Source organism: Streptomyces longispororuber, assembly GCF_014656095.1.
Taxonomy (GTDB): Bacteria; Actinomycetota; Actinomycetes; order Streptomycetales; family Streptomycetaceae; genus Streptomyces; species Streptomyces longispororuber.
The window spans coordinates 1-26,927 of sequence record NZ_BNBT01000124.1; the positions used below are offsets into that span (position 1 = coordinate 1).

The following is a 26,927-nucleotide window of genomic DNA, read 5'->3' on the forward strand; positions in this document are numbered from 1 at the left end:
GGGCCGCACCTGCTGGTGGCGGGCCCCGCGGGCAGCGGGCGTACGGAGCTGCTGCGGTCCGTGGCGGCGTCCCTCGCCGCCGCCGAGCGGCCCGACCGCCTCGGTGTCGTCCTCGTCGACGGCGGCGTCGACGGCCGGGACGGCGGCGGGGGCGCGACGGGCGGCGCCGCCGGGGAGCGGGCCGGGGAGGGACTGCGCGCCTGTACGGACCTGCCCCACGTCGGCACCCACCTCGCCGCCAACGACCCGGTGCGCATGCGGGAGTTCGCGCAGTCCCTCACGGCCGAGCTGAAGCGGCGCGCGGAGCTGCTCGGGCGGCAGGGGTTCACCGAGTGGCACACGGGGCGGGCGGTGGCCGGGCGGATGGTCGCGCCGCGCGGGGCGGCGGACGCCGCCGAAGGGGCCGGGGAGGCCGCGGAGTCGGAGGTGGCGGCCGGTGCCACGCTGCGGCTGCGGCCCGCCAAGGCGGAGGCGCGGCCCGATCCGGGGCCGCCGCTCGCGCGGCTCGTCGTGGTCGTCGACGACTACGACGCGCTGCTCGCGCCCGCGCTCGGCTCGCCCGGGCGGCCGGCGGCCGGGTCGGTCGTACGGGCGCTGGAGGCGGTGGCCCGGGACGGCGAGCGGCTCGGGGTGCACCTGGTGGTCGCGGTGCGGGCGGTGGAGCGCGTGGCGGAGACGGAGGTGGGGCGGCGGGCCGGGCTGCGGGTCGTGCTGGACCCGCCGGGGGGCGGGGTCGAGGATCCGGCGCCCGGGCGCGGCGAGATGCTCGGGCCCGACGGCAAGGTCACCGCCTTCCAGGCGGGGCGGGTGACCGGGCGCATCCCCCGGACGGCGACCCTGCGTCCCACCGTGGTCCCCCTGGAGTGGGACCGCATGGGCGATCCCCCCACCCGCCGCCCCGTCCGCGAACTGGGCAACGGCCCCACGGACCTGGCCCTCCTGGCCAGCGCCCTGGACCGGGCGACCCGAGAGGTCTCGGCGGAGCGGGTGCCGTCTCTGCTGTAGCGCGGTTGCGCGGGGCTGGGGCCTGCTTGTGCCCACGGCGGGAACGGCGCGGGAGGCGCCCCGCGCCGGGGCCGGACGGACGCGGCCGGGGAGACGGGTGGGCGGGTGGGAGAAACCGCCGCGCCGGCGGCGGACACCCGACCACCCAGCGGCAGCGCTCCGCGCCGCACGGTGCGAGTCACGGGTGGGCGGGAGGGCAGGAGGAGGCGACGGGCCGTCACAACGCCATCACGATCTACGAGTTGACACCGTAGACCATCTTGCCGCCCCACCCGCCCGGGCGTAAACAGGCCGGGAACGGACTGTCAGGGGAAGAGAACGGGGCAGAGATGCGCAGCACTCTTCGTACACGCGCGGCCGGCCGCTTCGTCGCCGCCGCCACGGTCGGCGCCCTCGCGCTGGGGCTCACCGCGTGCGGTGGTGACGACAAGGACAAGGACGACGGGAACGGCGACGGCGGCGGCAAGAGCACCGCGGCCACCGTGGACCTGCCGAAGCTGGACGGGCAGAAGCTGTCGGTCTCCGCGGTGTGGGGCGGCGCGGAGCGCAAGGTCTTCCTCCGGGTCCTCGACGAGTTCGAGAAGCGCACGGGCGCCGAGGTCTCCTTCGTCCCCGCGCAGGAGCCGATCATCAGCTTCCTGGCGTCGAAGGTGGCGGGCGGCGAGCCCCCGGACGTGGCGATGCTGCCGCAGGTCGGCGCGGTGCAGCAGGCCGTGGAGCGCAAGTGGGCCAAGCCCCTCGGCGCGGCGGCGCAGAAGGAGCTGGACGAGAACTACGCCGACGGCTGGAAGAAGCTCGGCGCGGTCGACGGCAAGCAGTACGGCGTGTACTTCAAGGCGGCCAACAAGTCGCTGGTCTGGTACAACACCAAGGTCTTCGAGAACGCGGGGGTCGAGGAGCCCAAGACCTGGGACGCGTTCATGCGGACCGCGCAGACGGTCTACGACTCCGGCGTGGCGCCCGTGTCGGTGGGCGGGGCCGAGGCCTGGACCCTCACCGACTGGTTCGAGAACGTCTATCTGTCGCAGGCGGGCCCCGAGAAGTACGACCAGCTCGCCCAGCACAAGATCAAGTGGACGGATCCGTCGGTCAAGGAGGCACTGACGACGCTCGGCGGGCTCTTCGGGAAGAAGGGCTTCGTCGCGGGCGGCGCGAACGGCGCGCTGCAGACGGAGTTCCCGGCGTCCGTGAAGCAGACGTTCGTCGGCGGCGACCAGCCGAAGGCGGGCATGGTCTTCGAGGGCGACATGGTGTCGCTGTCCATCTCGGAGACGAAGGCGAAGATCGGCACCGACGCCAAGGTGTTCCCGTTCCCCGCGGTCGGCAAGGAGTCCCCGGCGGTGGTCGGCGGTGACGCCGCGGTCGCGCTGAAGGACGGCAAGGGCGCGCAGGCCCTGCTGACGTACCTCGCCTCGCCGGACGCGGCGAGGATCTGGGCCGAGGCGGGCGGCTTCGTCTCGCCGAACAAGAACCTGGACCTGGCCGCGTACCCGAACGACGTGCAGCGGGGCATCGCCAAGGCGCTGATCGCGGCGGGCGACGACATCCGCTTCGACATGTCCGACCAGGCTCCCCCGGCCTTCGGCGGGACGCCCGGCAAGGGCGAGTGGAAGGCCCTGCAGGACTTCCTGAAGAACCCGAAGGACGTCGCGGGCACCCAGCGGGCGCTGGAGGACGCGGCGGCCAAGGCGTACCCGAAGAGCTGACGCGGCGATGGCGATCCCGGACGCCGGGGGCACCGCGGCGGTGCCCCCGGCCAGGCCAGCGCGTACGACGACGACCGGCCCGCGCGGTGCCGGTCCCCGCAAGGGCGTGACCGGCACCCGCAAGGTGGTCGCGGCCCTGTTCCTGCTGCCCGCCCTGGTGCTGCTCGGGGCGCTCGTGCTGTACCCGATCGGGTACTCGGTGCTGCGCAGCTTCTTCGACAAGGGCGGCGACTTCACCGGTCTCGGCAACTACGAGACGATGTTCGAGGACGACGGCATCCGTACGGCGATCAAGAACACGGCGATCTGGGTGGTGTTCGCACCGGCCGTGGCGACGGTGCTCGGCCTGATCTTCGCCGTGCTCACCGAACGGGTGCGCTGGGGCACGGCGTTCAAGATCGTGATCTTTATGCCGATGGCCATCTCCATGCTGGCGGCGGGCATCATCTTCCGGCTCGTGTACGAGTCGAACCCGGACCGCGGCGTGGCCAACGCCGTCTGGGTGGGGGTGCACGACACGTTCGCGGAGTCGTCGAACTTCCCGAGCGGGCACCTCGCGGCGCGCTCGCCGATGAAGGAGGCGGGCGGCGGCGCGTTCATCACCCGTGAGCCGGTGCGGGCCGGGCAGCCGGTGGCGCTGCCGCTGACCGGCGTACCGCCGAACAAGATGCCGGACGACGCCAAGTCCGCGAAGCCCGCGAAGGCCGAGCCGGACCAGGTCACCGGCACGGCCTGGCAGGACTTCACCCGCGGCAAGGGCCGCGGCGAGGTCAACGCGCCGGACCCGGCGGAGCTCGGCTACCCCGGCATCAAGATCGAGGCGGTCAAGGACGGCGAGGTCGTGGCCTCGACGAAGGCGTCGGACGACGGCACGTTCGCCCTGCCGAAGGAGGCCGACGGGGCGCTGCTGCGCTACCCCGGCTCCAACTTCCGCGAGCCGTACGACGGCGTCGACTGGCTCGGCCCCTCGCTCATCACGCCCGCCGTCATCGGCTCGTACGTGTGGATGTGGGCCGGGTTCGCGATGGTGCTCATCGCGGCGGGTCTGGCGAGCGTGCCGCGCGAGCTGTTGGAGGCGGCGCGGGTGGACGGCGCGAACGAGTGGCAGGTGTTCCGCCGGGTCACGGTGCCGCTGCTCGCGCCCGTCCTCGCGGTGGTCCTGGTCACGCTGATGATCAACGTGATGAAGATCTTCGACCTGGTCTTCGTGATCCCGCCGGGCTCCTCCAAGGACGAGGCGAACGTGCTCGCCGTGCAGCTCTACAACTCGGCCTTCGGGGCGCAGGACAACGGCGTGGCGAGCGCGATCGCGGTGCTGCTCTTCCTGCTGGTGATCCCGGTGATGTGGTTCAACATGCGGCGGATGCGGCGGGAGGCGAAGCGATGACGCGGCGCACCTCGTCCGGCTGGGGGTCCGGGGGTCGTCCCCCGGTGGAACACAGGAACATGCGGCGGATGCGGCGGGAGGCGAAGCGATGACCGTGCCCACTCAGGCCGCCGCGCCGGGCGGTGTCGTCAAGGCCAAGCAGTCCCTCGGGGGCCGGATCGCCGCGCTGCTCGGGGGCACCGCGGTGCGGGTCGTGCTCATCCTGGTCGGCCTGTTCTGGCTGGTGCCGACCCTCGGGCTGCTCATCGGCTCGCTGCGTACGAAGGAGGACATGAGCGAGACGGGGTGGTGGAAGGTCTTCGGCGCGCCGTCGCAGCTCACCTTCGAGAACTACTCCAGCCTCCTGAAGGACGAGACGATCACGGACTCGATCCTGACGAGCGTGTCCATCACCGTCCCGGCGACGCTGCTCGTCGTGGTGATCGGCTCGCTCGCCGGGTACGCGTTCGCGTGGATGGAGTTCCCGGGCCGCGACTGGTGGTTCCTCGGGGTGGTGGGGCTGCTCGTGGTGCCGGTGCAGGTGGCGCTGGTGCCGGTGTCGGACCTCTTCGGCAAGATCGGCATCTTCGAGACGACGACGGGTGTGGTGCTCTTCCACACGGCCTTCGGGCTGCCGTTCGCGATCTTCCTGCTGCGGAACTTCTTCGCGGAGATCCCCCGGGAGCTCCTGGAGGCGGCCCGTCTCGACGGCGCCGGTGAACTGCGCCTGTTCGTACGGGTGGTGATGCCGCTCGGCGCCCCGGCGATCGCCTCGCTCGGCATCTTCCAGTTCCTGTGGGTGTGGAACGACATGCTGATCGCGCTGATCTTCGCGGACGCGGGCAGCCCGCCGATCACGGTGGCGCTCCAGCAGCAGGTGCGGTTCTTCGGGGACAACGTGCAGATCCTCGCGCCCGGCGCGTTCATCTCGATGGTGATCCCGCTGGCCGTGTTCTTCGCGTTCCAGCGGCAGTTCGTGTCCGGCGTGATGGCTGGCGCGGTCAAGTGAGCGCCCCCGCTCCACTCCCCGGCACACGCCGGAGGCGCCGTACGCCCGTCAAGGGCGCGCACGCGCACGCCCGCGCGCACACCGTCACCAAGGGCGCCAACCCACGTTAGCCACACGGGAGTTGACGGATCAGGGGGCGGTTCCGCACGGAACCGCCCCCTGGTCGTTTACTTGACCGCCGTCCCCCGATGGGGACACCCCGCCGTAACTCCATCAGCTCATCCGACGTTCCCGGGCAGACTGCCCGCGCCGACCCCTGGATGTGCCGTGCCCCGGTTCAGTGTCATCGTCCCCGCGTTCCAGGTGCAGGCGTATCTGCCCGCGTGCCTGACGTCCGTCCTGGAACAGAGCTGCACGGACTGGGAGCTGATCGCGGTCGATGACCGCTCGCCGGACGGCTGCGGCGCCGTCGTGGACGAGTTCGCGGCCCGCGACCCGCGGGTGCACGCCGTGCACCTGCACGAGCACGGCGGCCCCGGCCGCGCCCGCAACGCGGGCATGGAGCACGCCACCGGCGACTACCTGGTCTTCCTCGACGGCGACGACACCCTGGCCCCCGGCGCCCTCCAGGCGATCGCCGACCGGCTGAAGGAGACCGCCGAGCCGGACGTCCTCGTCTACGGCCACGAGCGCGTGGACCGGACCGGCGAGCGCGTCCGCCACCGGCTCGCGCCCCTGCTCACCGAGGAGGGCCCGGCCCCCTTCGCGCTCGCCGACCGCCCCGGCCTGCTGCGGCTGCCGCCGGTGGCCTGGAACAAGGCGCACCGCCGCGCGTTCGTCGAACGCCTTGGCCTCACCTTCCCGCCCGGCGGGTACGAGGACGTCGCCTGGACGTACCCGCTGCTGGTGTCGGCGGACTCCGTCGCCACGCTGGACCGGGTGTGCGTACGCCACCGGCAGCGGCGGCACGGCAGCGCCCCCTTCGCGCTCTCCGACACCTTCGGCATCTTCGACGTCTTCGAGCAGTACGCGCGGGTGTTCGCGTTCCTCGACGGGCGGCCCGGCCAGGCCGAGCGGTGGCGGGGGCCGGTCTTCCGGCGGATGGTCGACCACCTGCTGGCGATCCACGGCGGGCCGGCGCGGCTGCCGCGCGGCAGCCGCGCCGCGTTCCTGCGCGCGGCGCGCGTCCACTACCGCCGCTTCCACGTGCCCGGGGCGCGCCCGCTCCCGGGCACCCGGCTGCGCCACGCCCTGGTGCGACTGGGCTCGCACCGCCTGTACGGGGCCCTGCGGGCGGTCCGCCGGGCGGGCGCGGGGGCCCGGCGGGGCGCGGCCGGGGCGCTCGGACGGGTGAGGGGCGCGCTGCTGCGGCTGCACTACCGCCTCCAGCGGCGGCTCCCGGTGCGCGCGGACCTCGCGGTGTTCACGGCGGGCGACGGGCGGGGGTACGGCGGGGACCCGGGCGCCCTGGAGGCCGCGTTCCGCGAGCACGCGCCGCACGTGCGCACCGCGTGGCTCGCCCCGCCCGCGCTCCACCACACCGTCCCGGCCGGGACCCGCAGGCTCGTGCCGGGCACGGCCGCGTACTGGACGGCCCTCGCGCGCGCCGCGTACTTGGTCAGCGACGCGGGGCTCGATCCGCGCCTGGTCAAGCGGCCCGGGCAGGTCGTCGTGCGCTGCCACCGCGGGTCGCCCCTCGGGCACGAGGGCGTCGACCTCCTGGAGCGCCCGGCGGCGGCGTGCCGCACGGACGTCGCGGCCCTGCTGCGGGACGCCGACACCTGGGACTACGTCCTGTCGCCCAGCCGCCACGCGACGCTGGCGTGGCAGCGGGCGTACCCGGCCGGGTACACCACGCTGGAGTACGGCTGCCCGCGCAACGACCGCTACCAGCGGGCCACCTCTGCCGACGTGGCCCGGCTGCGCGAGAGCCTCGGCGTGGCGCCGGGCACGACGGCGATCCTGTACGCACCGGAGTACCGCGACTACCGGCGCACCCAGCGGCTCGGCGTCGACCTGGAGCTGCTGCTGCGGCGCCTCGGGCCGCGGTTCACCGTGCTCGTGCACGCCCCGCACGCCGACGCGGAGCCGCTGCCCGCGCACCTCGCGGGACGGTGCCTGGACGTGTCCGGCGAGGGTGATCCCGGGCGCCTGTGCCTGGCCGCGGACGCGCTGGTCACGGACTTCTCGCCGCTGATGTTCGACTACGCCAACCTGGACCGGCCCGTCGTCCTGTACGCCGACGACTGGGAGGCGTACGAGGCGGCCCGCGGGACCTACTTCGACGTGCGCGCCTTTCCGCCGGGGGCGGTGGCGCGCGGGGAGGACGAGCTCGCGGACATCTTCGCGTCCGGGCACTGGCGGGGGTCGCGGTCGACGCAGTTGCGGCGGGCGTTCCGGGACCGCTTCTGCCCCTACGACGACGGCGCCGCGGCCCACCGAGCCGTACACCGCCTCCTCCAGGGCCCCCGTCCCCCCGCACCCCCGGTCACCCCCCTGCCGCACCGCCACCCGGCCCCGGCAGCGGGCCCGCCCGAGGCCTGACCCCAGCCATCGGCTGATCGGCGCCTGGGGCGCCCCGGCGGAGCCCTGGCGCGACGGTTGCGCGGCACCGAGGCACTGTGCCCACCCTCCCCCAAGCTCTCGGCTCCGCTCGAGCAGGGGGGACCCCCATCGCCCAGCGGGACGTTTGCCCACAGCGGGGACGGTGACGCACTCCGCGTCGGGGCCGGGCAGGCAAAGCCGGGGCGGCACGGGTGGGCGGGCGGGAGAAAAACCCACGACGGCGCGGAAAGCGCTCCGCGTCGGGGCCCGGCGGGCAAGGCCAGGGCAGCACGGGTGGGCGGGCGGGAAAGGGAACCCACGACGGCGCGGGAAGCGCTCCGCGTCGGGGCCGGGCAGGCAAGGCCAGGGCGGCACGGGTGGGCGGGCGGGAAGGGGGAGGCCCGCGCGCCGCACGCCACCCGAGGGCCCCACACCGGGCAAAGTAGGGCAATGCACGCCTACCATCTCTTCGTCGGCCTGGCCCGAAGGGCCCGGCGGGCGGCCCGCTCCGCCCGCTACCGCGCGGAACGCCTGGCCGCAGGCCGCCACCGCGGCGGCACCCTGCTCACCCCCGTCCACCTGTCCCTCCGGGACAGCCGCACCCTGAACCTCGCCCTGCCCCTGCCCACCCCCGACCCGCGCGCGGCGGAGCTCCTGATCAGCCGCGGCCCGCGCCGCCACCGCGTACCGCTGACCGTCGAGCGGCTCGGCACCGGCGCCCCCCTGCTGACCGCGACCGCGACCCTCTACGACGCCGCGACCCCCGTCCGCCCCGACCAGGGCCCCGTCCTCGGCGACGGCGTCTGGCGGCTCACCCTCGTGGTGACCGGGGCCGACGGCCGCGTACACCGGCACGGTCTGACGCTCACCGAGGCTCCGGCGCCGCCCACGCCGACGCTGCCGTACGCCCCGAACCCGCGCACCGGGACGCTCCTGCGCCTGGTGCGCTGCCGGGGCGGGCGGGCCGTGGTGCAGGTGACGCGGTCGCGGCCGCGCGCGGAGCTGGTGCGGTTCGAGCCGCGCGGGGACGGCATCACGGTGCACGGGCGGCTGGTCGCGGCCCGGGGCACGGGCCCGGCGCAGGCGGTGCGGCGGCGGGACGGGCGGGCCGTGCCGGTGCCGCTCGCCTGGACCGGCGACCGGTTCCGCTTCGCGCTGCCGCTGGCGGAGATGGCGGCGGCGGGGCCCGGCCAGTGGGTGTGGGAGTTCCACGTGGCCGGGGTTCCGCTCGGGCGCCGGCTGACGGACGTACGGGATCTGCCGGCGGCGTTCCCGACGCCGTTCCGGGTGGTCGCGCCGGCGCCCGGCCGCCTGGTGCGGGCGCACCCGCACTTCACCGCGTCCGGCGCCTTCGCCGTGACCTGCCTGGACCTGACGCACCACCTCGACGAGCAGAAGGAGACCTCATGAAGATCACCTACCTCCTCGGCTGGGGAGACGAGATGGGCGGCACGGAGCTCGCCACCTACACGCAGGCGCTGCACCTCGCCGAGCGGCACGACGTGGAGGTCCTGTCCGTCTTCCGCACCCGGCCCGAGCCGTTCTTCCCCGAGGCGCGCGAGCTGCCCGTGCGCTACCTGGTGGACCGCACCCTGACGCCCGAGCGGCCGGTGCGCGCGTCCCGCCTCGACGAGGCCGCCTGCCGGACGCTCGCCGCGCTGCCCAGCGAGCTGATCGACCCCGCCTGGGAGTCGGCGTTCGACCGGCTCGCGGACGTGGAGCTGCGGGCGGCGCTGACCACGCTCGACTCCGACGTCCTGGTGACGACCACGCCCGCGCTGCTCGCCGCGGCGGTCGAGCTGGCGCCCGCCCGCGTGGTGACCGTGCACCAGGAGCACCGGCCGACGCAGCGCCGGGGCTCCTCCGGCGAGCCGCTGCTGCTGCACGCGCCGCGCCTGGACGCCCTGGTGACGCTGACGGAGCGGACCCGGGAGTGGATCGCGGAGTCCCTGGGCGCGACGGCGCCGGAGCTCGCGGTGATCCCCAACGCCGTGCCGGACGGCTTCCGGCCGCGCGCCGACGGCCGCGCCAAGGTCGTGGTGATGGCCGCGCGGCTCACCGGGGAGAAGCGGGTCGACCACGCGGTCCGGGCGTTCGCGCGGATCGCCGAGGCGCACCCGGACTGGACGCTGCGGGTCTTCGGCACCGGCCACCGGGAGCAGAGCCTGCGCCGCCTGGTGGACGCCTACGCCCTCCAGGACCGGGTGGAGCTCCTCGGGCCGTGCCAGGACATGGCCGCGGAGTGGGCGAAGGCGGGCATGACGCTGATGACGGCGGGCCACAACGAGGCGTTCCCGCTGGTGCTCCTGGAGGCGCTCGCGGCGGGCGTGCCGGTGGTGGCGTACGACGTCCTGACCGGCCCGGCCGAGATCGTGCGGCACCGGGTGGACGGCCTGCTGGTGCCGCCCGGCGACGTCGAGCAGCTCGCGTCCGCGATGGCGGAGCTGATGTCCGACGACACCACCCGGTTCGACTTCGCGCGGGCCGCGCGCAAGGGCGTGTACGACCGCTTCTCGTCCGCGCGCGTGACCGCGCTGTGGGAGGAGCTGTACACGCGGCTCGTCGAGGGCCGCGACCGGCCCGAGCGGCTGGCCGAGCGCGCGGACAAGGTGGCGCTCGGCGTCGCCTCCGGCGGCCCCGGCTTCCGGCCGACCGCGCCGCACGCCCTGGTCGCCGGGGCGCCCGCCGACGAGCGGGCCCGCGAGGAGGAGATCCGGGCGGCGCACCCCCATCTGATCCGCTCGGTGGGCCGCCTGGCCGAGCAGCGCGACGACGTCCTCGCCGCCCGCATGGCCGCCCTCAACCTCGACCTGACCGCGTCCGCCCTCCAGGCGCACGACGTCCCCTTCATCCTGGTCCGGACGCACGGCAGCGGGGCCTCGCACACCCTCGCCGTCGCCGACGACCACCGCGACGCCGCCCTGAAGGCGCTCGCCGAGGTGCTCCAGGGGAGGCCGGTCTACGCCGAGCTGGTGCGGCCGCGGGACGCCGCGCCGGGGGTGGTGCTCGCCGAGCGCCTGGACAGCCTCGGCGAGATGGCGGGCCTGAAGGTCTTCAAGCCGGTCACCACCTCCACGCTGTCGCTGCGCCACGGCGTGCAGCAGGCGTGCACGGTGGCGTTCTGGACCCGCACCGGCGAGCCGGAGGGGAGCGGGTGGGCCTGGCGGGCGCCGTTCGGCAGCACGCTCGCCGGGTACCAGCTCCCCTCGCTCACGCCCACCGCGCGGCTGCGCGTCGGCGAGCGGGAGTACCCGACGGTGGAGGTGTTCACGCAGCTCCTGATGAAGGACGTCGGCTTCCCCGTCGACGCCGTCTACACCTGGGTCGACGACGCCGACCCGCAGTGGCGTGCGGCCCGCGCCACCGCCCTGGGCAGGCCCGGCGACGCGGCCTCGGCCGACACGGGCCCGGTCCGCTTCCGCAACCGCGACGAGCTGCGGTACTCGCTGCGGTCCCTGGCGATGTACGCGCCCTGGGTGCGCCACGTCTACCTGGTCACGGCGGGGCAGGTCCCGGCGTGGCTGGACACGGCGCACCCGGGCGTGACGGTGGTCGACCACCGCGAGCTGTTCGCCGACCCGGACGCCTGTCTGCCGACGTTCAACTCGCACGCCATCGAGACGCAGCTCCACCGCATCGACGGCCTGTCCGAGCACTTCCTGTACCTCAACGACGACATGTTCCTGGGCCGCCCGACCGCCCCGGACACCTTCTTCCTGCCCAACGGGCTCACCCGGTTCTTCTGGTCGTCGGTCTCCGTGCCCGACCTGCCGGTGTCCGCCGCCGACGAGGGCTATCTGGCCGCCGCGAAGAACAACCGGGAGCTGCTGCGCCGCGACTTCGGCCGCACCGCGACGCACTGCCTGCTGCACGTGCCGTACGCGCTGCGGCGCAGCGTGCTGCAGGAGCTGGCCGAGCGGTACGGCCGTGAGCTGGCGGCGACGGCCCGCAACCGGTTCCGGGGCACCGGCGACCACTCCGTCGTCTCGTCGCTGTTCCAGCACTACGCGTACCTGACGGGGCGGGCGGTGCCGGCGTCGATCACGTACGACTTCGTGGACATCGCCGACCGCGACCACCACGCCCGGCTCGGGCGGCTGCTCCAGTCGCGGCACAAGACCGCTTTCTGCGTCGGCGAGTCGCCGGGCGGGAGCCTCGCGGAGGAGGAGCGGGCGCTCGCGCTGCGGGCGTTCCTCGCGGCGTACTTCCCGGTGCGCTCCCCCTACGAGCGCGCCAAGGGCTGACGCCCGCTCAGGCCCCGTCCAGGAAGAGGTGGCGCACCACCCGCTCGGCCGCGCCTCCGTCGTCGTACGGGCAGAAGCGGGCCCGGAAGGCGGAGCGCAGCCGGGTGGTGGCGTCGGTGTCGAAGGCGCCGTCGCGGAAGAGCGCGACCAGCTCGTCCTCGGTGGTCGCCACCGCGCCGGGGGTCTCGCCCTCGCGCCCGGAGAGGAGGTCGAAGTAGGTGCCGCGGGCGAGCCGGTAGGCCTGCCAGTCGGGGGCGTAGGTGACGATCGGGCGGTCCAGGCAGGCGTAGTCGAACATCAGCGAGGAGTAGTCCGTGACCAGCGCGTCGGCGGCCAGGCACAGGTCCTCCACGCGCGGGTGCCCGGTGACGTCGACGATGCCCGGGTGGGTGGCGGCGAGGTCCGCGGCGGCGCCGTAGAAGTAGTGGGCGCGGACCAGCAGGACGTACGCGGGGCCGAGGGCGGTGGCGAAGCGCTCCAGGTCGAGGCGGGGCAGGAAGCCCTTCTGGTAGTCGCGGTGGGTGGGCGCGTACAGCAGGACCTTCTGCCCCTCCTGGACGCCGAGTTCCTCGCGGACGCGGGTGACGTCGGCGGCGGTCGCGGTGAAGTACACGTCGTTGCGGGGGTAGCCGAGCTCCAGGGCGCGGTAGGACGCGGAGGGGTAGACGCGCTGCCAGGTCTCGGTGGAGTGCGGGTTGGCGGAGAGGCTGTAGTCCCACTGGTCGACGTGGGCCAGCAGGCGCCGGAAGCTGAGGTTGTGCGTGCTGGCCGGGTAGCGCCGCTGGTCCATGCCCATCTTCTTCAGGGGCGTGCCGTGGTGGGTCTGGAGGTAGACCTGGCCGGGGCGCTTGGTGAAGCCGCCGGGGAAGCTGGAGTTGTTGATCAGGTAGGTGGCGCGGGCCATGAGCCGCCAGTAGCCGAGCGAGTCCGCGACGACGTGGTCGACGCCGGGCGGGACCCGGTGCCGGTGGTGGTACGAGACGACGAAGACGCCCCGGACGTGCGGGGCGAGTTCGCGGGCCTTGGCGTGGATGGCGGCCGGGTTGCAGGCGACGCCGCGGTTCCAGTACGCGCCGTACACGGCGAGGTGCGGGTCGAGGCGCGCGGTGCGCAGCTCGGCGCGGTAGGCGGTGCGCTTGACGCGGTCGGCGAGCTGTTTGCGGCGCCGGGCGAGCTGGGCGCGCAGGGCGGCGCCGCGGGCCACGGACCGCACCAGGCGCCGGTAGGCGCGGTGCGAGCCGTCGGCGAGCGCCCGCTCCTCGGCCGACGCGGGCGTGTGGTCCGGCGGCCGGTGCGCGCCGAGCCGCCGGGCGACGCGGCGGAAGAACTCCGGCCGCTCGCGCCGGGGCAGGCCCGCGGGGTCGCCGACGACGGCGAGCAGGTGGCGGACGGCGTGCGGGTAGAGCCGGGCGGCGGCGTCCGGCCGGTCGTAGCCGGCGGTGAACAGGTCCTCGTAGCGGTCGAGCACCGTCAGGTGCCGCTCGCCGGGCGCGTGGGCGGAGCCGCCGTCGCGCCGCTCGCGCCGGCGTACGCAGGCCCGGTCCAGGGCGGCGACGCGGTCCCCGGCGTGCAGGACCGCCCGGTGCGCGGGCACCACGGCCTCGTAGGGGCCGAGGGAGAACGCCAGGTGGTGGCCGGTCCAGAACTCCCGTCGCACGGCGCGGTTCCAGGCGGCGGGCGTCACCGCGAGCGGGTCGCCGGTCAGGTCGTCGCCGCCGGGCCGTACGTCGCCCCACCAGTCGGTGCGGTCGTGGCCGAACAGCAGCACGTCGGGGTCGCCCGCGTCCGTGAGGGCGGCGTCGGCGGCGGCGAGGGCGCCGGGCAGCAGCAGGTCGTCGCCGTCGAGGAAGAGCAGGTAGGTCCCGGTGGCGCGGTCGGCGCCGGCGTTGCGGGCGGGTCCTGGGCCGCGGCGCTCGGGCAGGTGGACGAGGTGGGCGCGCGGGTCGCGGCGCGCGTACGCGGCGGCGATGTCCGCGCAGCCGTCGGGGGAGGCGTCGTCGACGACGATCAGTTCGAGGTCGCCGAACGACTGGCCGAGCACGGAGTCCAGGCACTCCCTCAGGTACCCCTGGACGCGGTGGGCGGGCACGACAACGGAGAAGCGCGACATGCGCACCGACGGTAGCCAATGCGTACGGACCGCCGAAGAACCCTCACTCGTAGGGGTGATCGGCGCCGCGAAGGTCGGCACGGCAGGGCACACCGCATGGATATCACCGTAATAGGAGTATTGATCCCATACGTCCATGAAAGGCCGGTCGCCGTGCAGCCCCGACTCAGCGTCGTCGTGCCCATCTACAACGTCGAGGAGTTCCTCGAGGAGTGCCTGGAGTCGATCGCCCAGCAGTCGGTCGGCGCCGGGGACGAGGCCGGTGACCTGGAGGTCGTCCTCGTCGACGACGGCTCGACCGACGCCAGTCCCGACATCGCCCGCGCCTTCGCCGCCCGTGACCCGCGCTTCACCTACGTGCGCCAGGACAACGCGGGCCTGAGCGCCGCCCGCAACACCGGGGTGCGGCACGCGGATCCGGCGGCCACCTATCTGACGTTCGTGGACAGCGACGACGTGGTGCCGCACGGCGCGTACGGCCGGATGGTCGCGAGCCTGGACGCGAGCGGCTCCGACTTCGCCACCGGCAACGTCTGGCGGCTCACCGGGCGCGGCCGCTCCCAGGCCTGGCAGTACCAGTGGCTGACCCGGTCGCGCACCCGCACCCACATCAGCCGCGACCTCGCGCTGCTCGCCGACCGCGTCGCCTGGAACAAGGTGTTCCGCAGGGACTTCTGGGACCGGCACGACTTCGCCTTCCCCGAGGGCCGGCTGTACGAGGACACCCCGGTGATGATCCCCGCGCACTTCCTCGCCGGCGCCGTGGACGTGCTGAGCGAGCACGTCTACTACTGGCGGGTGCGCGAGGGCTCCATCACGCGGCGGCGCACCGACGTCAAGGGCGTGCGCGACCGGATCGCGGCCTGCGCGGACGTCAGCTCCTTCCTCGCCGGGCACGCCCCGGAGCTGAAGGCGGTGTACGACGCGTCCTGCCTGCGCGACGACTTCGTGTACTTCCTGGAGGGCCTGCCCATGGGCGGCCCCGAGTACCGGGCGGCGTTCCTCGAGGGCACCGCCGCCTTCCTGCGCGCCTGCGACCCCTCCGCGGCGCGCCGGATCCCCGTCGACCTGCGCGTGAAGTGGCACCTGGTGCGCGAGGGCCGCGCCGAGGAGCTGATCGGCCTCCTGGACCGGGAACGGCGCGGCGGCAAGGGCGCGTTCACCGTGCGCGGCGCCCTGCGCCGGTACGCGGCCTTCCCCGGCGTGGACGCCCTGCCCAAGGAGGTCACCCGGCTCGGCAAGGGCGAACTGCCCGTCGTGGCCCGGCTGCGCGAGGCCGTCTGGGCCGAGGACGGCACGCTGCGCCTGCGCGGCTACGCGTACGTGCGCAACCTGGAGGCGGTCCGCGCCACGCACGGCGTGAAGGCCGGGCTGCTGAAGTCGGCCCACGCGCGCGGCCAGTTCCGGTACGTGCCGACCCGCACGGTCGCCGCGCCCGAGGCCACCGAGGCCTCGGGGCAGCAGGTGCACTGCTACGACCGGTCCGGCTTCGAGATGCGGATCAACCCGGAGCGGCTGCGGACCGAAGGCCGCTGGCAGCCCGGCAACTGGCTGCTCGGCGTCGTCGTCGCGGGCCACGGCAGGGTCCGGCGCGCGGCCGTGCGCGCCGAGGACGGCGCGGGCACCCAGACGCTGGTCCGCGACCTGGAGGACGGCGTCCGCCTCGCGGCAGGATTCAGCAAGGGGCGCCTGGTGCTGCGCGTCCAGGAGTACACCGCGCGCGTGGACGCCCACCGCCTCGACGACGGCGACGTGGTGCTGACGGGCACGCTCCACGACGACGTCCACCCCAGGGCGCTGCGCCTGAGCAACGCCCAGGCGGTGTTCGACTGCCCCCTGACCGTCGCCGGGGACCGCTTCGACGCCCGCCTCCGCCTCGCCGGCCTGGAGGACGTGCCGCCCGCCCCGCACCACGCGCCCGCCCAGGTCGAGCCGCCGCACGGCGACCGCTGGCAGGCCCACCTCGTCCTGGCCGACGGCAGCCTGGTCCCGGTGGCCGCCGCGCTCGACCTGCCGCCGGGCCGGTACGCCTCCCGGCCCGGCCGCGAGCTGTGCGCCACCGCCGACGACCAGGGCCGCCTCGTCGTCGACCTCACCCGGCAGCCCGTCGCCGACCGCGTGCTGTGGGCCACCGACGGCTCCCTGACCGTCGAGGGCACGGCGACCCCCGCGAGCTGGCCGACGGCCGACCTCGTGCTGCGCCACAGCGCCCGCGACGACGAGGTGACCGTGCCGGTGGAGCGGAACCCGCACGAGGGCAGCGCCCGCTTCCGCGCGGTGTTCGCCCCGGGCGGCGGCCTGCTGCGCCAGGGCCGCTGGTACGCCTTCCTGCGCGAGGCCGGGGAGAGCGGCCCCGGCGTACCGGTGCGGGTGCTCGCCTCGCTGGGCGCGGCGCTGCCGGAGCGCCGTACCGTCGAGGGGCGCGAGGTCACGGTCGGGCGGCGCTTCGGCGACCGGCTCGTGATCGAGTCCGGGTCCGTGCTCGCCCCCGCCGAGCGCGGCGCCTACCGCCGCCACCGGCTGCGCGCCGAGCACTACCCGCGCGAGCGCGCCCAGGGCCTGCGCGACGCGGTCCTGTACCTCGACGGGGACTCGCCGCGGGCCGTGCACGAGGAGCTGGTGCGGCGGCGCGCCGACGTCGAGCACCTGTGGGTCACGCGCGACCAGCAGACGGCCGTGCCGCCCGGCGCGCTCGGCGTGGAGGAGCACAGCGCCGCCTGGTACGAGGCCCTGGCCCGCTGCCGCCGCATCGTCGCCGCCGGCCACCTGCCGGACTTCTTCGAGCGGCGCGAGGGCCAGACCGTCGTGCAGACCTGGCACGGCGCCCCCCTCAAGCGGCTCGGCACCGACCTGACGGACACCCTGTACGCCGACCACCGCCAGTTGGACGCGCTGCCCCGCCTGGCGCGCCAGTGGTCCGTCCTGGTCTCCCCCGCCCGCTTCGCCACCGCGCACCTCAGGCGCGCCCTCGCCTACGACGGGGAGGTCCTGGAGGCCGGGTCGCCGCGCACGGACCTGCTGTTCGCCGCCGACCGCGCCAAGGTCGCCGACCGCGTGCGGCACGAGCTGGGCCTCGCGCCGGACAAGCGGGTCGTGCTGTACGCGCCGACGTACCGCGACCACCTCGCCGCGGGCCCGGGGCACTTCCGCCACGAGTCGGCGCTCGACTTCCGCGCCGCCGAGCGGGCGCTCGGCCACGACCACGTGCTGCTGGTCCGCAAGCACCCGCTGGCGTCCGGGCGGCTGCCGGGCGCCCGCGCGCCCTTCGTCCGCGACGTCAGCGCCCATCCCCGCGCCGTCGAACTGCTGCTGGTCGCCGACGTGCTCGTCACCGACTACTCGTCCCTGATGTTCGACTTCGCGCACACCGGCCGCCCGATGCTGTTCCACGCCTACGACCTGGAGCACTACCGGGACACCGTGCGCGGCTTCTGCCTCGACTTCGAGACCCGCGCGCCGGGGCCGCTGCTCGCCTCCACGGACGACGTCGTGGCCGCGCTGCGCGACCTCGACGCGGTCGCCGCCCGGCACGCCGAGGCGTACGCGTCCTTCCGCGAGGACTACTGCGACCTCGACGACGGCCACGCCGCCGCCCGCGTCGCGGACAGGCTCCTGGGATGAGGGCGCTGCCGACGCTGCCCACGCCGCAGGTCCGCCGCGCCGCCCGCGGCGCGACGGCCTCCGGGGCCGGGCGGCGCCGGCCAGGACCGTACCTGGTGTGCGGGGCGCTGTTCTGGCTCGTGATGACGCTCGCGTACTGGCGCGTGCCGATGTGCTGCGACTTCGGGCAGCACGCGGCGGTGGTGGAACGCCTGCGTGCGGACCTGCTGCACCCGCGCCACCCGATGGCGGACCTGCCGGGCGACGGCAGCGCGTACTACTCGCCGTACGCCGTCGCCCAGGCCCTCGTCGCCAAGGCCACGGGCCTCGCGGGCGGGCAGGTGGTGAAGCTCTCCGGGCCGCTGAACCTGCTGGTCCTGCTCACCGGGATCGGCCGCTTCGTGCGCGTGCTCACGCCCCGGCCGTGGGCGCCGGTGCTGGCCCTGCTCGCGATGGTCCTGCTCTGGGGCACGCGGACGGCGTGGTGGAGCGGCTACCTGGGCCTGATGTCGATGACGGGGAACCTGGGCTACCCGTCCACCTTCGCGATCGGCCTGACGTTCTGGGCCTGGGCGTGGGCGGCCCGCGCCCCGCTGTCCTGGCACGGGCACGCGGGCCTGGGCGCGCTGTGCGGCCTCGTCCTGCTCATCCACCCGATCTCGTCGGTCGCGGCCGTCATCGGCGTGGCCTCCTTCGCCTGCGGCGGGTCCGTGCGCGGCGCGGCCGCCCTGGGCCGGACGCTGCCCCGGTGGGGCCTGTCGTGCGCGGCCGCGCTGGCGGTGGCCACGACCTGGCCCTACTTCAACCCGCTCACGCTGGTCGGCGACCAGAGCGTCGACTGGATCCACCGCCAGCTCTACACCGACATGCCCCAGCGCTTCTGGCTGGCCGCGCTCGGCCTGCCGGCGCTGTTCGTCCGCCGGCGCCGGGACCGCTGGGACCCGCTGGTGCTGATGTTCGCGCTGGACTGCGCGGTGGTGGCCTACGGCTGGTGCAGCGGCCACTACACCTACGGCCGCATCCTGGGCCTGACCCTGGTGCCGCTCCAGTTCGCCCTCGCGGTCGAGCTGGCGGCGCCCCGGCCCTGGGGGGCGCGCCGCGCGGCCCTCGCGGGGGCGGCCGCGCTCGGCGTGGCCGTCGGGTTCTTCCAGGTCCAGGCGGGCGCCGTGGTGCCGCGCGCGCTCGACCCGGTCGGCTTCGACCAGCCGCCGCGGTGGCCGGACTACACCTGGGCGACGTCACGGATGCGCCCCGGCGACGTGGTGCTCACCGACGGCTACCGGCCCACGCGGTCGCTCCCGGCCGCCGGGGTCGACCTGGTCGCGCCCGCCTGGCCGGACACCTCGCTCGACGAGGACGTCCGCCAACGGCGGCTGCGCGCGGTGCGGGACTACCTCGCGCCGGACTCCACCCGCGCCGAACGCGCCGCCGTCGTCCGCCGCTACCACGTGCGCTGGCTGCTGCTGGACCCCGCGCAGCGGGTGCCGCCGGAGGCGGTGGTGGTGGCGTGGGGGCCGCGCACGGGCGAGGTCCTGGCGCGGGTCGGCGGGCCGGGCCCGCGGCGTCCGTGACAAAGCGGCCCGGCCCGTGGCGGGGTACGTGCCGGGGGCTCGGCCGCCGTGCGGGGCGCGGGCCGGTCAGCGGCGTACGTACAGCCGCAGCGACCCGCCGACCATGACGTACTCGGCGCGCCGGGTGAAGTCCCGGCGCAGCACGCGCATCTTGGTCCTCTCCGTGCCGTCGCCGTCGCCGCGGGCCGCGCGCCACAGGGGCCCCGACTCGGTGAGCACCCACAGGCGGTCCTCGTCCGCGAGCGCGCGCCGCAGCGCCGCGGGGTCCGCCTCGCGGCCGTAGAGGGTGCCGGAGGCGGGTCCCGGCACGCGCAGCGCCACGTCCCGGGTGCCGCGGAAGGCCTCCGGGTAGGCGAGGCGGACGCGGCGGGCGATGAGCGGCAGGTACAGGACCGCGTCACCGGGGCGGACCTCGCGGGCGGCGACGGCGGCGAGGGCCGCGTGGTCCTCGCCGCGCCCGGCCGTCCGGTCGCCGCGGTGCGTCGGGAGCTGCCACCAGAAGGCGCAGCCCGCGATGAGCGCGCCCGCCACCGCCAGGGCGCCGAGCTCCCGCGGGCCGCAGGGCACCTGCGCGAGCCGGGCCGCGCGCTCCATCCCGGCCGCCACGAGCAGCGGCGCGCCCGCGAGGCAGTAGAGCACGTACCGCTCGTGGTACAGCGGCCACTGCTGCGAGACGGCGAGCAGCACGGCGGGCGGCACCACCAGCAGCGGCAGGGCGACCGCCGGGAGCGGGAGCCGTGCACCGCGGCCGGTGCGGCGGCGGGCCCAGGGCCCGCACAGCGCGAGCGGGGCGAGGGCGAGTTCGGCGGCGGCGACCGCGAGGACCGGGCCGGTGACGTCCCGCAGCAGCCGCACCACCGCCGCGCCGTCGGGCGGCCGCAACCAGCCGACCTGGGCCGCCTGGCGGTGCGAGACGACGGCGAGCGGCACCAGCGCCAGCGCGGCCACGGCCGCCGTGCGCGTCCAGGCGCGCCACACCGGCGCCCCGGCCCGGGCGAGCAGCAGGGTCACGGCGTGCGCGGCGAGCAGCAGGACGGCGTGCTCGTGCAGCAGCGCGGTGACGGCGGTGGCGGCCCCGTACGCGCACCACGGGCCCCGGCGCGCGGGGCGCTCGGCCGCGCGGGCGAACAGCAGCGTGGACAGCGCGGCCCCGGCGGCGACCAGCGCGTAGGACCGGCCCTGCTGCGCGTACTGCCCGGCGAACGGCGTGACCGCGTACAGGAGTCCGGCCCACAGGCCGACGCGCGGGCGGGCCAGGCGCGCCCCGAGCGCCGCGACGAGCTCGGCGGCGGCCGCGGCGGCGCACACGGACGGCAGGCGGACGGCGACCTCGCCCGCGCCGGCCGGGAGCACGGCGTGCATGAGCAGGTAGTACAGGCCGTGCACGGCGTCCACGGAGTGCAGCAGGTGCCAGATCTCGGGCAGGGAGCGGCGCGCCACCTGGAGCGTGACGCCCTCGTCGCGCCAGAGGGAGCCGCGCTCGACGCCCCACAGGCCGACGGCCAGCATGGTGAGGACGGGCACCAGGACGGTGACGCCGAGGACGCCGGTACGGCCGCCGCGGAGGCGGCGGACGGTACGGCCGCCCTGGACGGTACGGGTGCCTTGGACGACACGGGTGACACGCGCGGCACGGGCGGCACGGATGGCACGGATGGCGGGCCGGGCGGGGGGCGCTCCCCGGGGGGATGTCTCTGCCTGCTTGACCTCCACGAAGGGGAGGTTTGCTCATCTTGGCCCGTTCTTAACACCATATGCGGCATACGACCCAACCCGCGCCCCTAATCGGATAATTCTGGGCAAGCCCTAACATTCCTCCCGTGGAACGGATCTCTCCCCCGGGGCGGCCCCCGGCCCCGCGCGTCACCGTCGTCGTCATCGGCTACAACGACGCGGCGCACGTCGCGGACGCGGTGCGCTCCGCGCTCGCCCAGGGGCCCGTCGTGGGCGAGGTGATCGCCGTCGACGACTGCTCGACCGACTCCAGCCCCGCCGTCCTGGACGCCCTCGCCGCGGCCGACCCGCGCGTGCGGGTGGTGCGCCGCGCGGCCAACAGCGGCGGCTGCGGCGCTCCCCGCAACGACGGCGTCGACGCCGCGTCCGGTGCCTACGTGACGTTCCTGGACAGCGACGACGTGCTGGCGCCCGGCGCGGCCGGGGTGCTCCTCGCCGCCGCCGAGCGGCACGACGCCGACGTCGCGTCCGGCCTGTGCGTGCGCCGCGAGCTGCCGTCCGGGCGGGAGCAGCCCTGGCAGCCCGAGCTGTACCGCAGGCCCGCGCTCGTCCCCCGGCCGGAGCTGCGGCCGCGCCTGGTCCGCGACACGCTGTGCGTCGGCAAGCTGTACCGCACGGAGTTCCTGCGCGCGCACGCCGTCCGCTTCCCCGAGGGCCGCTTCGTCTACGAGGACTTCGTGTTCGGGGCGCGCGTCCTGGCCGCCGCGCCGCGCGTCGCGCTCGTCCCGGACCCGGTGTACGTGTGGCACGTGCGGCGCGCCGCCGCCAAGCTGTCGATCTCCCTCGACCGGGCCGGGATCACCAACTGGGAGGCCCGTGTCGCCGCCCACCGCCAGGCCGTGGACGTCCTGCGCGCGGCGGGCGGCAGCGGCGGCACGGCGCTCGCGCGGGCCGCCCGCGCCACGTTCCTCGACCACAGCCTGCGCATGTACGCGCGGGAGCTGCCCGCGCGCGGCCCGGCGTACCAGCGCCGCTGGTGGCAGCTCACGCGCGCGTACCTCGCGGAGTTCGACCCGGCCGACCTGGAGGCCGCGCCCGCGCCCGGCGGCGTCATCGCCCGGGTGCTGTTCGCCGCCGCGTCCACGCGCGACCTGGCCCGGCTCCAGCAGGTGGCCGCGCGCCCCGCCCGGCTGGCCCCGCCGTACGCGCGCGCGGCCGACGCCACGCCCGTCTGGGCCGAGGACCTGCCCCAGGTGACCCTCGACCACCTCCTGCACCGGCCGCTGCGGCTGCTGCCGCTGGCCGTGGACGCCGAGCTGCGCCCCCGCGCGCGGCTGCTGCGCATCCGTCTGCACGAGCTGTACGGGCGGGTCGCGGACGCCGGTCCCGCCGTGGTGGAGGTGGCGCTCGCGCCGCGCCGCGGCGGCCGTCCGCAGCTCCGCCGCACGGCCGTCCTGAACGCCGAGACGCCCGGGGAGACGTGGGTCGCGGAGGTGCGCCTGGACCTCGGCGCGCTCGACGGCGACGTCTTCGACCTGCGCGTGCGGCTGCTCTTCGACGACGGCACCAGCCGCGCGACGACGGCCCGCGCGGTGGCGGGCCCCGGGCTGCTGCGCCGCACGGCCCTGCCGGACGGGCGGCACGGCGTCGTGCTCGTCCAGCCCTACGCGACGCAGGCCGGGAACCTCGCGGTGCGGCTCGCGCCGGGCGTACGCGGCGTGGCGGAGGTCGCGCGGCGGCGGCTCACGCGCCTCGCACGCGCCCTGCGCCCCGGAGAGAACGCCCGCTGACACGCCCCTCACCCCGCCTCTGCCAGACTGCACCTTCCGGGCGTCCGGGACACATCCCCGGCGGCCGGGACCGCGCGCCGCGCGCCGCGCAAGGCGGCGTACGGGCCGTGTGCCGCACGACGTGGCGTACGGCGTGCCGGCCGCGACACCGGACAGAGGACACGAGGGAACGGGGACGAGCTGACCATGACCTGGCTGATCACCGGCGGTGCCGGGTACATCGGGGCACATGTCGTGCGCGCCATGACCGAGGCGGGCGAGCGGACGGTGGTCTACGACGACCTGTCCACCGGCATCGCCGCGCGCGTGCCCGACGGCGTACCGCTCGTGACCGGCTCCACGCTGGACGCGGACCTGCTCGCGCGGACCCTGAAGGAGCACGGGATCAGCGGGGTCGTGCACCTCGCGGCGAAGAAGCAGGTCGGCGAGTCCGTGGAGCAGCCGCTGCGCTACTACCGCGAGAACGTGGAGGGCCTGCGGGTCCTGCTCCAGGCGGTGACGGACGCGGGTGTCCCGTCCTTCGTCTTCTCCTCGTCGGCGGCCGTGTACGGCATGCCCGACACCGAGAACGGCCTGGTGACGGAGGACACGCCCTGCCTGCCGATCAGCCCGTACGGCGAGACGAAGCTCGCGGGCGAGTGGCTGACCCGCGCCACGGGCCGGGCCACGGGCCTGCGGACGGCGTGCCTGCGCTACTTCAACGTGGCGGGCGCGGCCGACCCCGAGCTGGCCGACACCGGGGTCTTCAACATCGTCCCGATGGTCTTCGAGAAGCTCACCGAGGGCGCCGCCCCGCGCATCTTCGGCGCGGACTACCCCACCCCCGACGGCACCTGCGTCCGCGACTACATCCACATCGCGGACATCGCCGAGGCCCACGTCGCCGCCGCCCGGCGCCTCGCCGAGGCGCCCGAGGGCACCGATCTGACGCTCAACGTCGGCCGGGGCGAGGGCGTCTCGGTGCGCGAGATGGTCGACCTCATCGCCGACGTGACGGGCCGGGCCGTGCCCGCCGAGGTCACCGGGCGCCGCGCGGGCGACCCGGCGCGGGTCGTCGCCGCCGCCGACCGCATCACGGCGGAGCTCGGCTGGACGGCCAAGCGGGACGTGCGCGAGATGGTCGAGTCGGCGTGGGCGGGCTGGCTGCGGCTGCACCCGGAGGCGGGGGCGGACGCGGGCTGAGGCGTCTCGGGGCCCGGGCCGGAGGCGGCTGACGGGGCGCGGGCCGAGGGTGCCTCCCGCGAGCGCCGGAGGTGGCCGAGGGGGCGTGCGCCGGAGGTGGCTCCCGAGGCGCGCCGGACGGGCCGCCGGGCACGCACCGGAAGGTAAGTACCGTACGAAATAGTGGGTACTTGAGGAACCCGGCGGCCGGATCCAGGCTGGGGTGAGCGCCCGGCGCCCCCACCCCACCCCAGCATTGGAGCAGCCATGCCCACGCCTGCCCGCACACCCGTGACCGTCGTCGGCCTCGGCTCCATGGGCGCGGCGCTCGCGTCGGCGTACGTCGCCGCCGGGCACCCCACCACGGTCTGGAACCGCAGCCCGGAGAAGGCCGCGCCCCTGGTCGAGCAGGGCGCGACGCACGCCGTGGACATCCGCGAGGCGATCGCCGCGAGCCCGCTCACCCTCGCCTGCCTCACCACGTTCGACGCGACGCTCGCCGCCCTGGAGCCGGCCACCGACGGCCTCGCCGGGCGCGACCTGGTCACCCTCAACTCCGGCAACCCGGCCGGTGCCCGCGCGCTGGCCGCCTGGGCCACCGGGCACGGCGCCCGCTTCCTCGGCGGCGCGATCAAGAACGTGCCGACGGCCGTCGGCGAGCCCGACACGCTGCTGTACTACGGCGGCGACCACGCCGTGTTCACGGCGCACGAGGCCACGCTGCGCGTCCTGGGCGGCGACACCCGGTTCCTCGGCACCGAACCCGACCTGGCGGCCCTGTACGAGCAGGCCGTCGGCGGCACCCTGCTGCCCGCGCTGCTCGGCTTCTTCCAGGGCGCCGCCCTGGTCACCCAGCGGGGCCTGGACGCGAGCACCCTGGTGCCGTACACCCAGAAGTGGCTGGAGATGGTCAACTCGGTCCTGCCGACGTTCGCCGCGGAGATCGACCGCGGCGACTACTCCGCGCCCCTGTCGTCCGTCGGCATCTTCCACGCGGGCATCCCGTACGACGAGGAGCTGGGCACGGGGAACGGCCTCGACGTGCGCTGGCACGCGCCGATGCACGACCTGCTGCGCCGGGCGATGGCCGAGGGCCGCGGCGACCAGAGCATCGCGTCCCTGGTGGAGCTGTTGCGGAACCCGGCGTGACCCGTCGCGGGCGGCGGCCGGGGGTGTAGCGGGCTCCACCCCCTCCTCGGGACCCTGCTCTCTCGTCCCGCCCGGGCCCGGATTCCTAGCGTTTTCCCCGGTGGGCGGCGCGGGCGCCGCGACGGCGAGGAGAGGGCGTACGGATGTTCGGGCGGCGGGGTGCCGGGCGCGCGGCGGCGCGGGGACGGCCGGGCGGCGAGCTGTCGCTGGACGGGCAGCCGGGCGGCGAGCTGTCGCTGGACGGGCAGCCGGGGGGCCAGGCCTCGCCGGACGCACGGCCGCGGGGTGAGGTGCTCGCGCTGGACGCGGTCGGCCGGACCCACCGGCGCGGCGCGATCGTGGCGCTGCACCCGGTGGACCTGTCCGTGCCGCGCGGCCACTTCCTCGCCGTCATGGGGCCCTCGGGCTCGGGCAAGTCGACCCTGTTGCAGTGCGCGGCCGGGCTCGACCGGCCGACCTCGGGCACCGTCCGCGTGGAGGGCGTCGCGCTCGACGGCCTCACCGAGGCCCGGCTGACCCGGCTGCGCCGCGAACGCGTCGGCTTCGTCTTCCAGGCCCACAACCTGGTGCCGTCGCTGAGTGCCGCCGAGAACGTCGCGCTGCCGCTGCTCCTCGGCGGCGCCACCGGCGAGGTGCGCGGGCCCGCGCTGCGCGCCCTCGCCGCCGTCGGACTCGCCGACCGGGCCGACGACCTCCCGGCCGAGCTGTCCGGCGGCCAGCAGCAGCGCGTCGCCGTCGCCCGCGCGCTGGTCACCGACCCGGCGGTGGTCTTCGCCGACGAGCCGACCGGCGCCCTCGACCCGGTGACCGCGCACGACGTGCTGGCGCTGCTGCGGCGGGCCGTGGACGTGGACGGGCACACCGTCGTCATGGTCACGCACGACCCGGTGGCGGCGGCGTGGTGCGACGAGGCGGTGTTCCTCGCGCGGGGGCGGCTGGTGGCCGCGCTGCACCGCCCGGACCCGGACCGGGTGCACGAGGTGATGCGGCGCATCGGCGGCGGGGCCGCGGCGTGAGGGCGACCGCGCTGCTCGCCGCCCGCGGGGCGCGTACCCACCGCGGGGCGTGGGCGGCCGTCCTCGCCGCGCTCGTCCTCACCTCGGCGCTGCTCGGCGCGTTCGCGCTGGCCGTGGTGTCGGCGGGGCTCGGCCACGCGCGCGTGGAGCGGTACGCGGCCGCCCCCGTCGTGGTCGCCGGGGACCAGCACACCCGCTACACCGCCAAGCCCTGGGGCTCCGACCCGGAGACCGCGACGGCCGGCCTCACCGAGCGGGTGCGCGTACCGGAGCGGGCGCTCGACGTGGTGCGCGCCGTCCCCGGGGTTCGGCGCGCGGTGGCCGACCGGGTGTTCCCGGTGGGGGACGGGGGCCGCGCGGCGACGGGCCGTCCCTGGGAGGCGGCGCGCCTTGCGCCGTACGCGCTGCGCGACGGCCGGGCGCGGCGGCCCGCGGGGGAGGTCGTGACCGGCGGCGGCCACGCGGTCGGCGCGCGCGTCACGCTCCGGACCGGCACCCCCGAGGCCACGCGCCCACCGGCCACGCACCGGTCGGCCACGCACCGGTCAGCCACCTACCGGTCGGCCACGTACCGGGTCGTCGGCGTCGCGGACGGGCCCCGCGCCGCGGTCTACTTCACGGCCGGCGAGGCGCGGCGCCTGGCCGGGCGGCCGGGCACGGTCGACGCCGTCGGGGTCGTCCCCGAGCGGGGCGTGGCCACGGGCGCGCTGTACGACCGCGTCCGCGCCGCCGTCGACGAGGCCGGCCAGCGCGTCGCCGGGCGGCGGGCCGAGGGGGACGCGGCCGCGCTGCGCGTGCTCACCGGGAACGGCCGGGGCGCGGCGGAACACCTGGCCGCCGCGCCCGCGCGCGCGAGCCTGCTCGAACTCCTGGGCGCCGTGGCCGCGACGGTGGTCCTCGTCGCGCTCCTGGTCGTGTCCTCGACGGTGGCGCAGGCGCTGCGCCAACGCGCGCCCGAGCTGGGCCTGCTGCGCGCCATCGGTACGACGCCGCGCCAGGTGCGCCGCACCATCGGCCGCGAGGCGGGCCGGGTCGCGCACCA

At 76.0% G+C, this 26,927-nt stretch carries 16 protein-coding genes; 14 read left to right on the forward strand and 2 right to left on the reverse strand.

All coding sequences use genetic code 11. The annotated features are described in order from the left end of the window. The 7 genes from IE330_RS28750 to IE330_RS28780 form a co-directional block, all read left to right on the forward strand. Positions 1 to 1,005: P-loop NTPase family protein (locus IE330_RS28750; RefSeq protein ID WP_190139072.1), on the forward strand; the 1,005-nt coding region annotated here is incomplete at its 5' end. 329 nt (positions 1,006 to 1,334) lie between these two features. Beyond that, positions 1,335 to 2,711, forward strand: a complete 1,377-nt coding sequence (locus tag IE330_RS28755; RefSeq protein ID WP_190139073.1) for an ABC transporter substrate-binding protein — start codon at positions 1,335 to 1,337, stop codon at positions 2,709 to 2,711. 106 nt (positions 2,712 to 2,817) lie between these two features. Beyond that, complete coding sequence (locus tag IE330_RS28760) at positions 2,818 to 4,098, forward strand: carbohydrate ABC transporter permease (RefSeq protein ID WP_229926008.1); 1,281 nt, start codon at positions 2,818 to 2,820, stop codon at positions 4,096 to 4,098. Between the two features lie 88 nt (positions 4,099 to 4,186). Continuing rightward, a complete protein-coding gene (locus tag IE330_RS28765) occupies positions 4,187 to 5,086 on the forward strand; it encodes a carbohydrate ABC transporter permease (RefSeq protein ID WP_190139075.1) in 900 nt (299 codons plus the stop codon). 267 nt (positions 5,087 to 5,353) lie between these two features. Further along, positions 5,354 to 7,570, forward strand: a complete 2,217-nt coding sequence (locus IE330_RS28770) for a bifunctional glycosyltransferase/CDP-glycerol:glycerophosphate glycerophosphotransferase (protein ID WP_190139076.1) — start codon at positions 5,354 to 5,356, stop codon at positions 7,568 to 7,570. A gap of 450 nt (positions 7,571 to 8,020) precedes the next feature. After that, positions 8,021 to 8,980: a hypothetical protein gene (locus tag IE330_RS28775; protein ID WP_190139077.1), complete on the forward strand. Its 960-nt coding sequence runs from the start codon at positions 8,021 to 8,023 to the stop codon at positions 8,978 to 8,980. After that, positions 8,977 to 11,814, forward strand: coding sequence for a stealth family protein (locus IE330_RS28780; protein ID WP_190139078.1), 2,838 nt, complete (start codon positions 8,977 to 8,979; stop codon positions 11,812 to 11,814). The genes IE330_RS28775 and IE330_RS28780 overlap by 4 nt, the downstream gene beginning before the upstream one ends. A 7-nt stretch (positions 11,815 to 11,821) precedes the next feature. On the opposite strand, the gene IE330_RS28785 is transcribed toward IE330_RS28780, so the two are convergent. Continuing rightward, positions 11,822 to 13,924: a bifunctional glycosyltransferase/CDP-glycerol:glycerophosphate glycerophosphotransferase gene (locus IE330_RS28785; protein WP_190139079.1), complete on the reverse strand. Its 2,103-nt coding sequence runs from the start codon at positions 13,922 to 13,924 to the stop codon at positions 11,822 to 11,824. A gap of 153 nt (positions 13,925 to 14,077) precedes the next feature. On the opposite strand from IE330_RS28785, the gene IE330_RS28790 reads away from it, so the two are divergent. After that, entirely contained in the window at positions 14,078 to 17,545 is a 3,468-nt protein-coding gene (locus IE330_RS28790) for a bifunctional glycosyltransferase/CDP-glycerol:glycerophosphate glycerophosphotransferase (protein ID WP_229926005.1), read from the forward strand. Beyond that, positions 17,542 to 19,095 carry a hypothetical protein gene (locus IE330_RS28795; RefSeq protein ID WP_190139081.1) on the forward strand — a complete coding sequence of 518 codons (1,554 nt, stop codon included), beginning with the start codon at positions 17,542 to 17,544 and terminating at the stop codon, positions 19,093 to 19,095. The genes IE330_RS28790 and IE330_RS28795 overlap by 4 nt, the downstream gene beginning before the upstream one ends. 66 nt (positions 19,096 to 19,161) lie before the next feature. Here the strand turns inward: IE330_RS28795 and IE330_RS28800 are convergent, their stop codons facing one another. Then, on the reverse strand, positions 19,162 to 20,808 hold the full coding sequence (locus IE330_RS28800) for a glycosyltransferase family 39 protein (RefSeq protein WP_229926006.1): 1,647 nt from the start codon (positions 20,806 to 20,808) through the stop codon (positions 19,162 to 19,164). A gap of 107 nt (positions 20,809 to 20,915) precedes the next feature. Here IE330_RS28800 and IE330_RS28805 point away from each other — a divergent pair, with 107 nt between their 5' ends. The 5 genes from IE330_RS28805 to IE330_RS28825 all read left to right on the forward strand — a co-directional run. Further along, complete coding sequence (locus IE330_RS28805; protein ID WP_229926007.1) at positions 20,916 to 22,559, forward strand: glycosyltransferase family 2 protein; 1,644 nt, start codon at positions 20,916 to 20,918, stop codon at positions 22,557 to 22,559. Between the two features lie 186 nt (positions 22,560 to 22,745). Further along, positions 22,746 to 23,741, forward strand: a complete 996-nt coding sequence (gene galE / locus IE330_RS28810; RefSeq protein WP_190139082.1) for a UDP-glucose 4-epimerase GalE — start codon at positions 22,746 to 22,748, stop codon at positions 23,739 to 23,741. 246 nt (positions 23,742 to 23,987) lie between these two features. Continuing rightward, positions 23,988 to 24,869, forward strand: coding sequence for an NAD(P)-dependent oxidoreductase (locus tag IE330_RS28815; protein WP_190139083.1), 882 nt, complete (start codon positions 23,988 to 23,990; stop codon positions 24,867 to 24,869). 143 nt (positions 24,870 to 25,012) lie between these two features. Next, a complete protein-coding gene (locus IE330_RS28820) occupies positions 25,013 to 25,885 on the forward strand; it encodes an ABC transporter ATP-binding protein (protein WP_190139084.1) in 873 nt (290 codons plus the stop codon). Next, positions 25,882 to 26,927 (forward strand): FtsX-like permease family protein (locus IE330_RS28825; RefSeq protein WP_308439054.1); only part of this gene is annotated, 1,046 nt, incomplete at its 3' end. The genes IE330_RS28820 and IE330_RS28825, both read left to right, overlap by 4 nt.

Bases quoted from the DNA above. Each gene is read 5' to 3' on its own strand.
- IE330_RS28755 (WP_190139073.1), top strand. From the start codon at position 1,335: ATGCGCAGCACTCTTCGTACACGCGCGGCCGGCCGCTTCGTCGCCGCC.
- IE330_RS28765 (WP_190139075.1), top strand. From the start codon at position 4,187: ATGACCGTGCCCACTCAGGCCGCCGCGCCGGGCGGTGTCGTCAAGGCC.
- IE330_RS28775 (WP_190139077.1), top strand. From the start codon at position 8,021: ATGCACGCCTACCATCTCTTCGTCGGCCTGGCCCGAAGGGCCCGGCGG.
- IE330_RS28780 (WP_190139078.1), top strand. From the start codon at position 8,977: ATGAAGATCACCTACCTCCTCGGCTGGGGAGACGAGATGGGCGGCACG.
- IE330_RS28785 (WP_190139079.1), bottom strand. From the start codon at position 13,924: ATGTCGCGCTTCTCCGTTGTCGTGCCCGCCCACCGCGTCCAGGGGTAC.
- IE330_RS28795 (WP_190139081.1), top strand. From the start codon at position 17,542: ATGAGGGCGCTGCCGACGCTGCCCACGCCGCAGGTCCGCCGCGCCGCC.
- galE (WP_190139082.1), top strand. From the start codon at position 22,746: ATGACCTGGCTGATCACCGGCGGTGCCGGGTACATCGGGGCACATGTC.
- IE330_RS28815 (WP_190139083.1), top strand. From the start codon at position 23,988: ATGCCCACGCCTGCCCGCACACCCGTGACCGTCGTCGGCCTCGGCTCC.
- IE330_RS28820 (WP_190139084.1), top strand. From the start codon at position 25,013: ATGTTCGGGCGGCGGGGTGCCGGGCGCGCGGCGGCGCGGGGACGGCCG.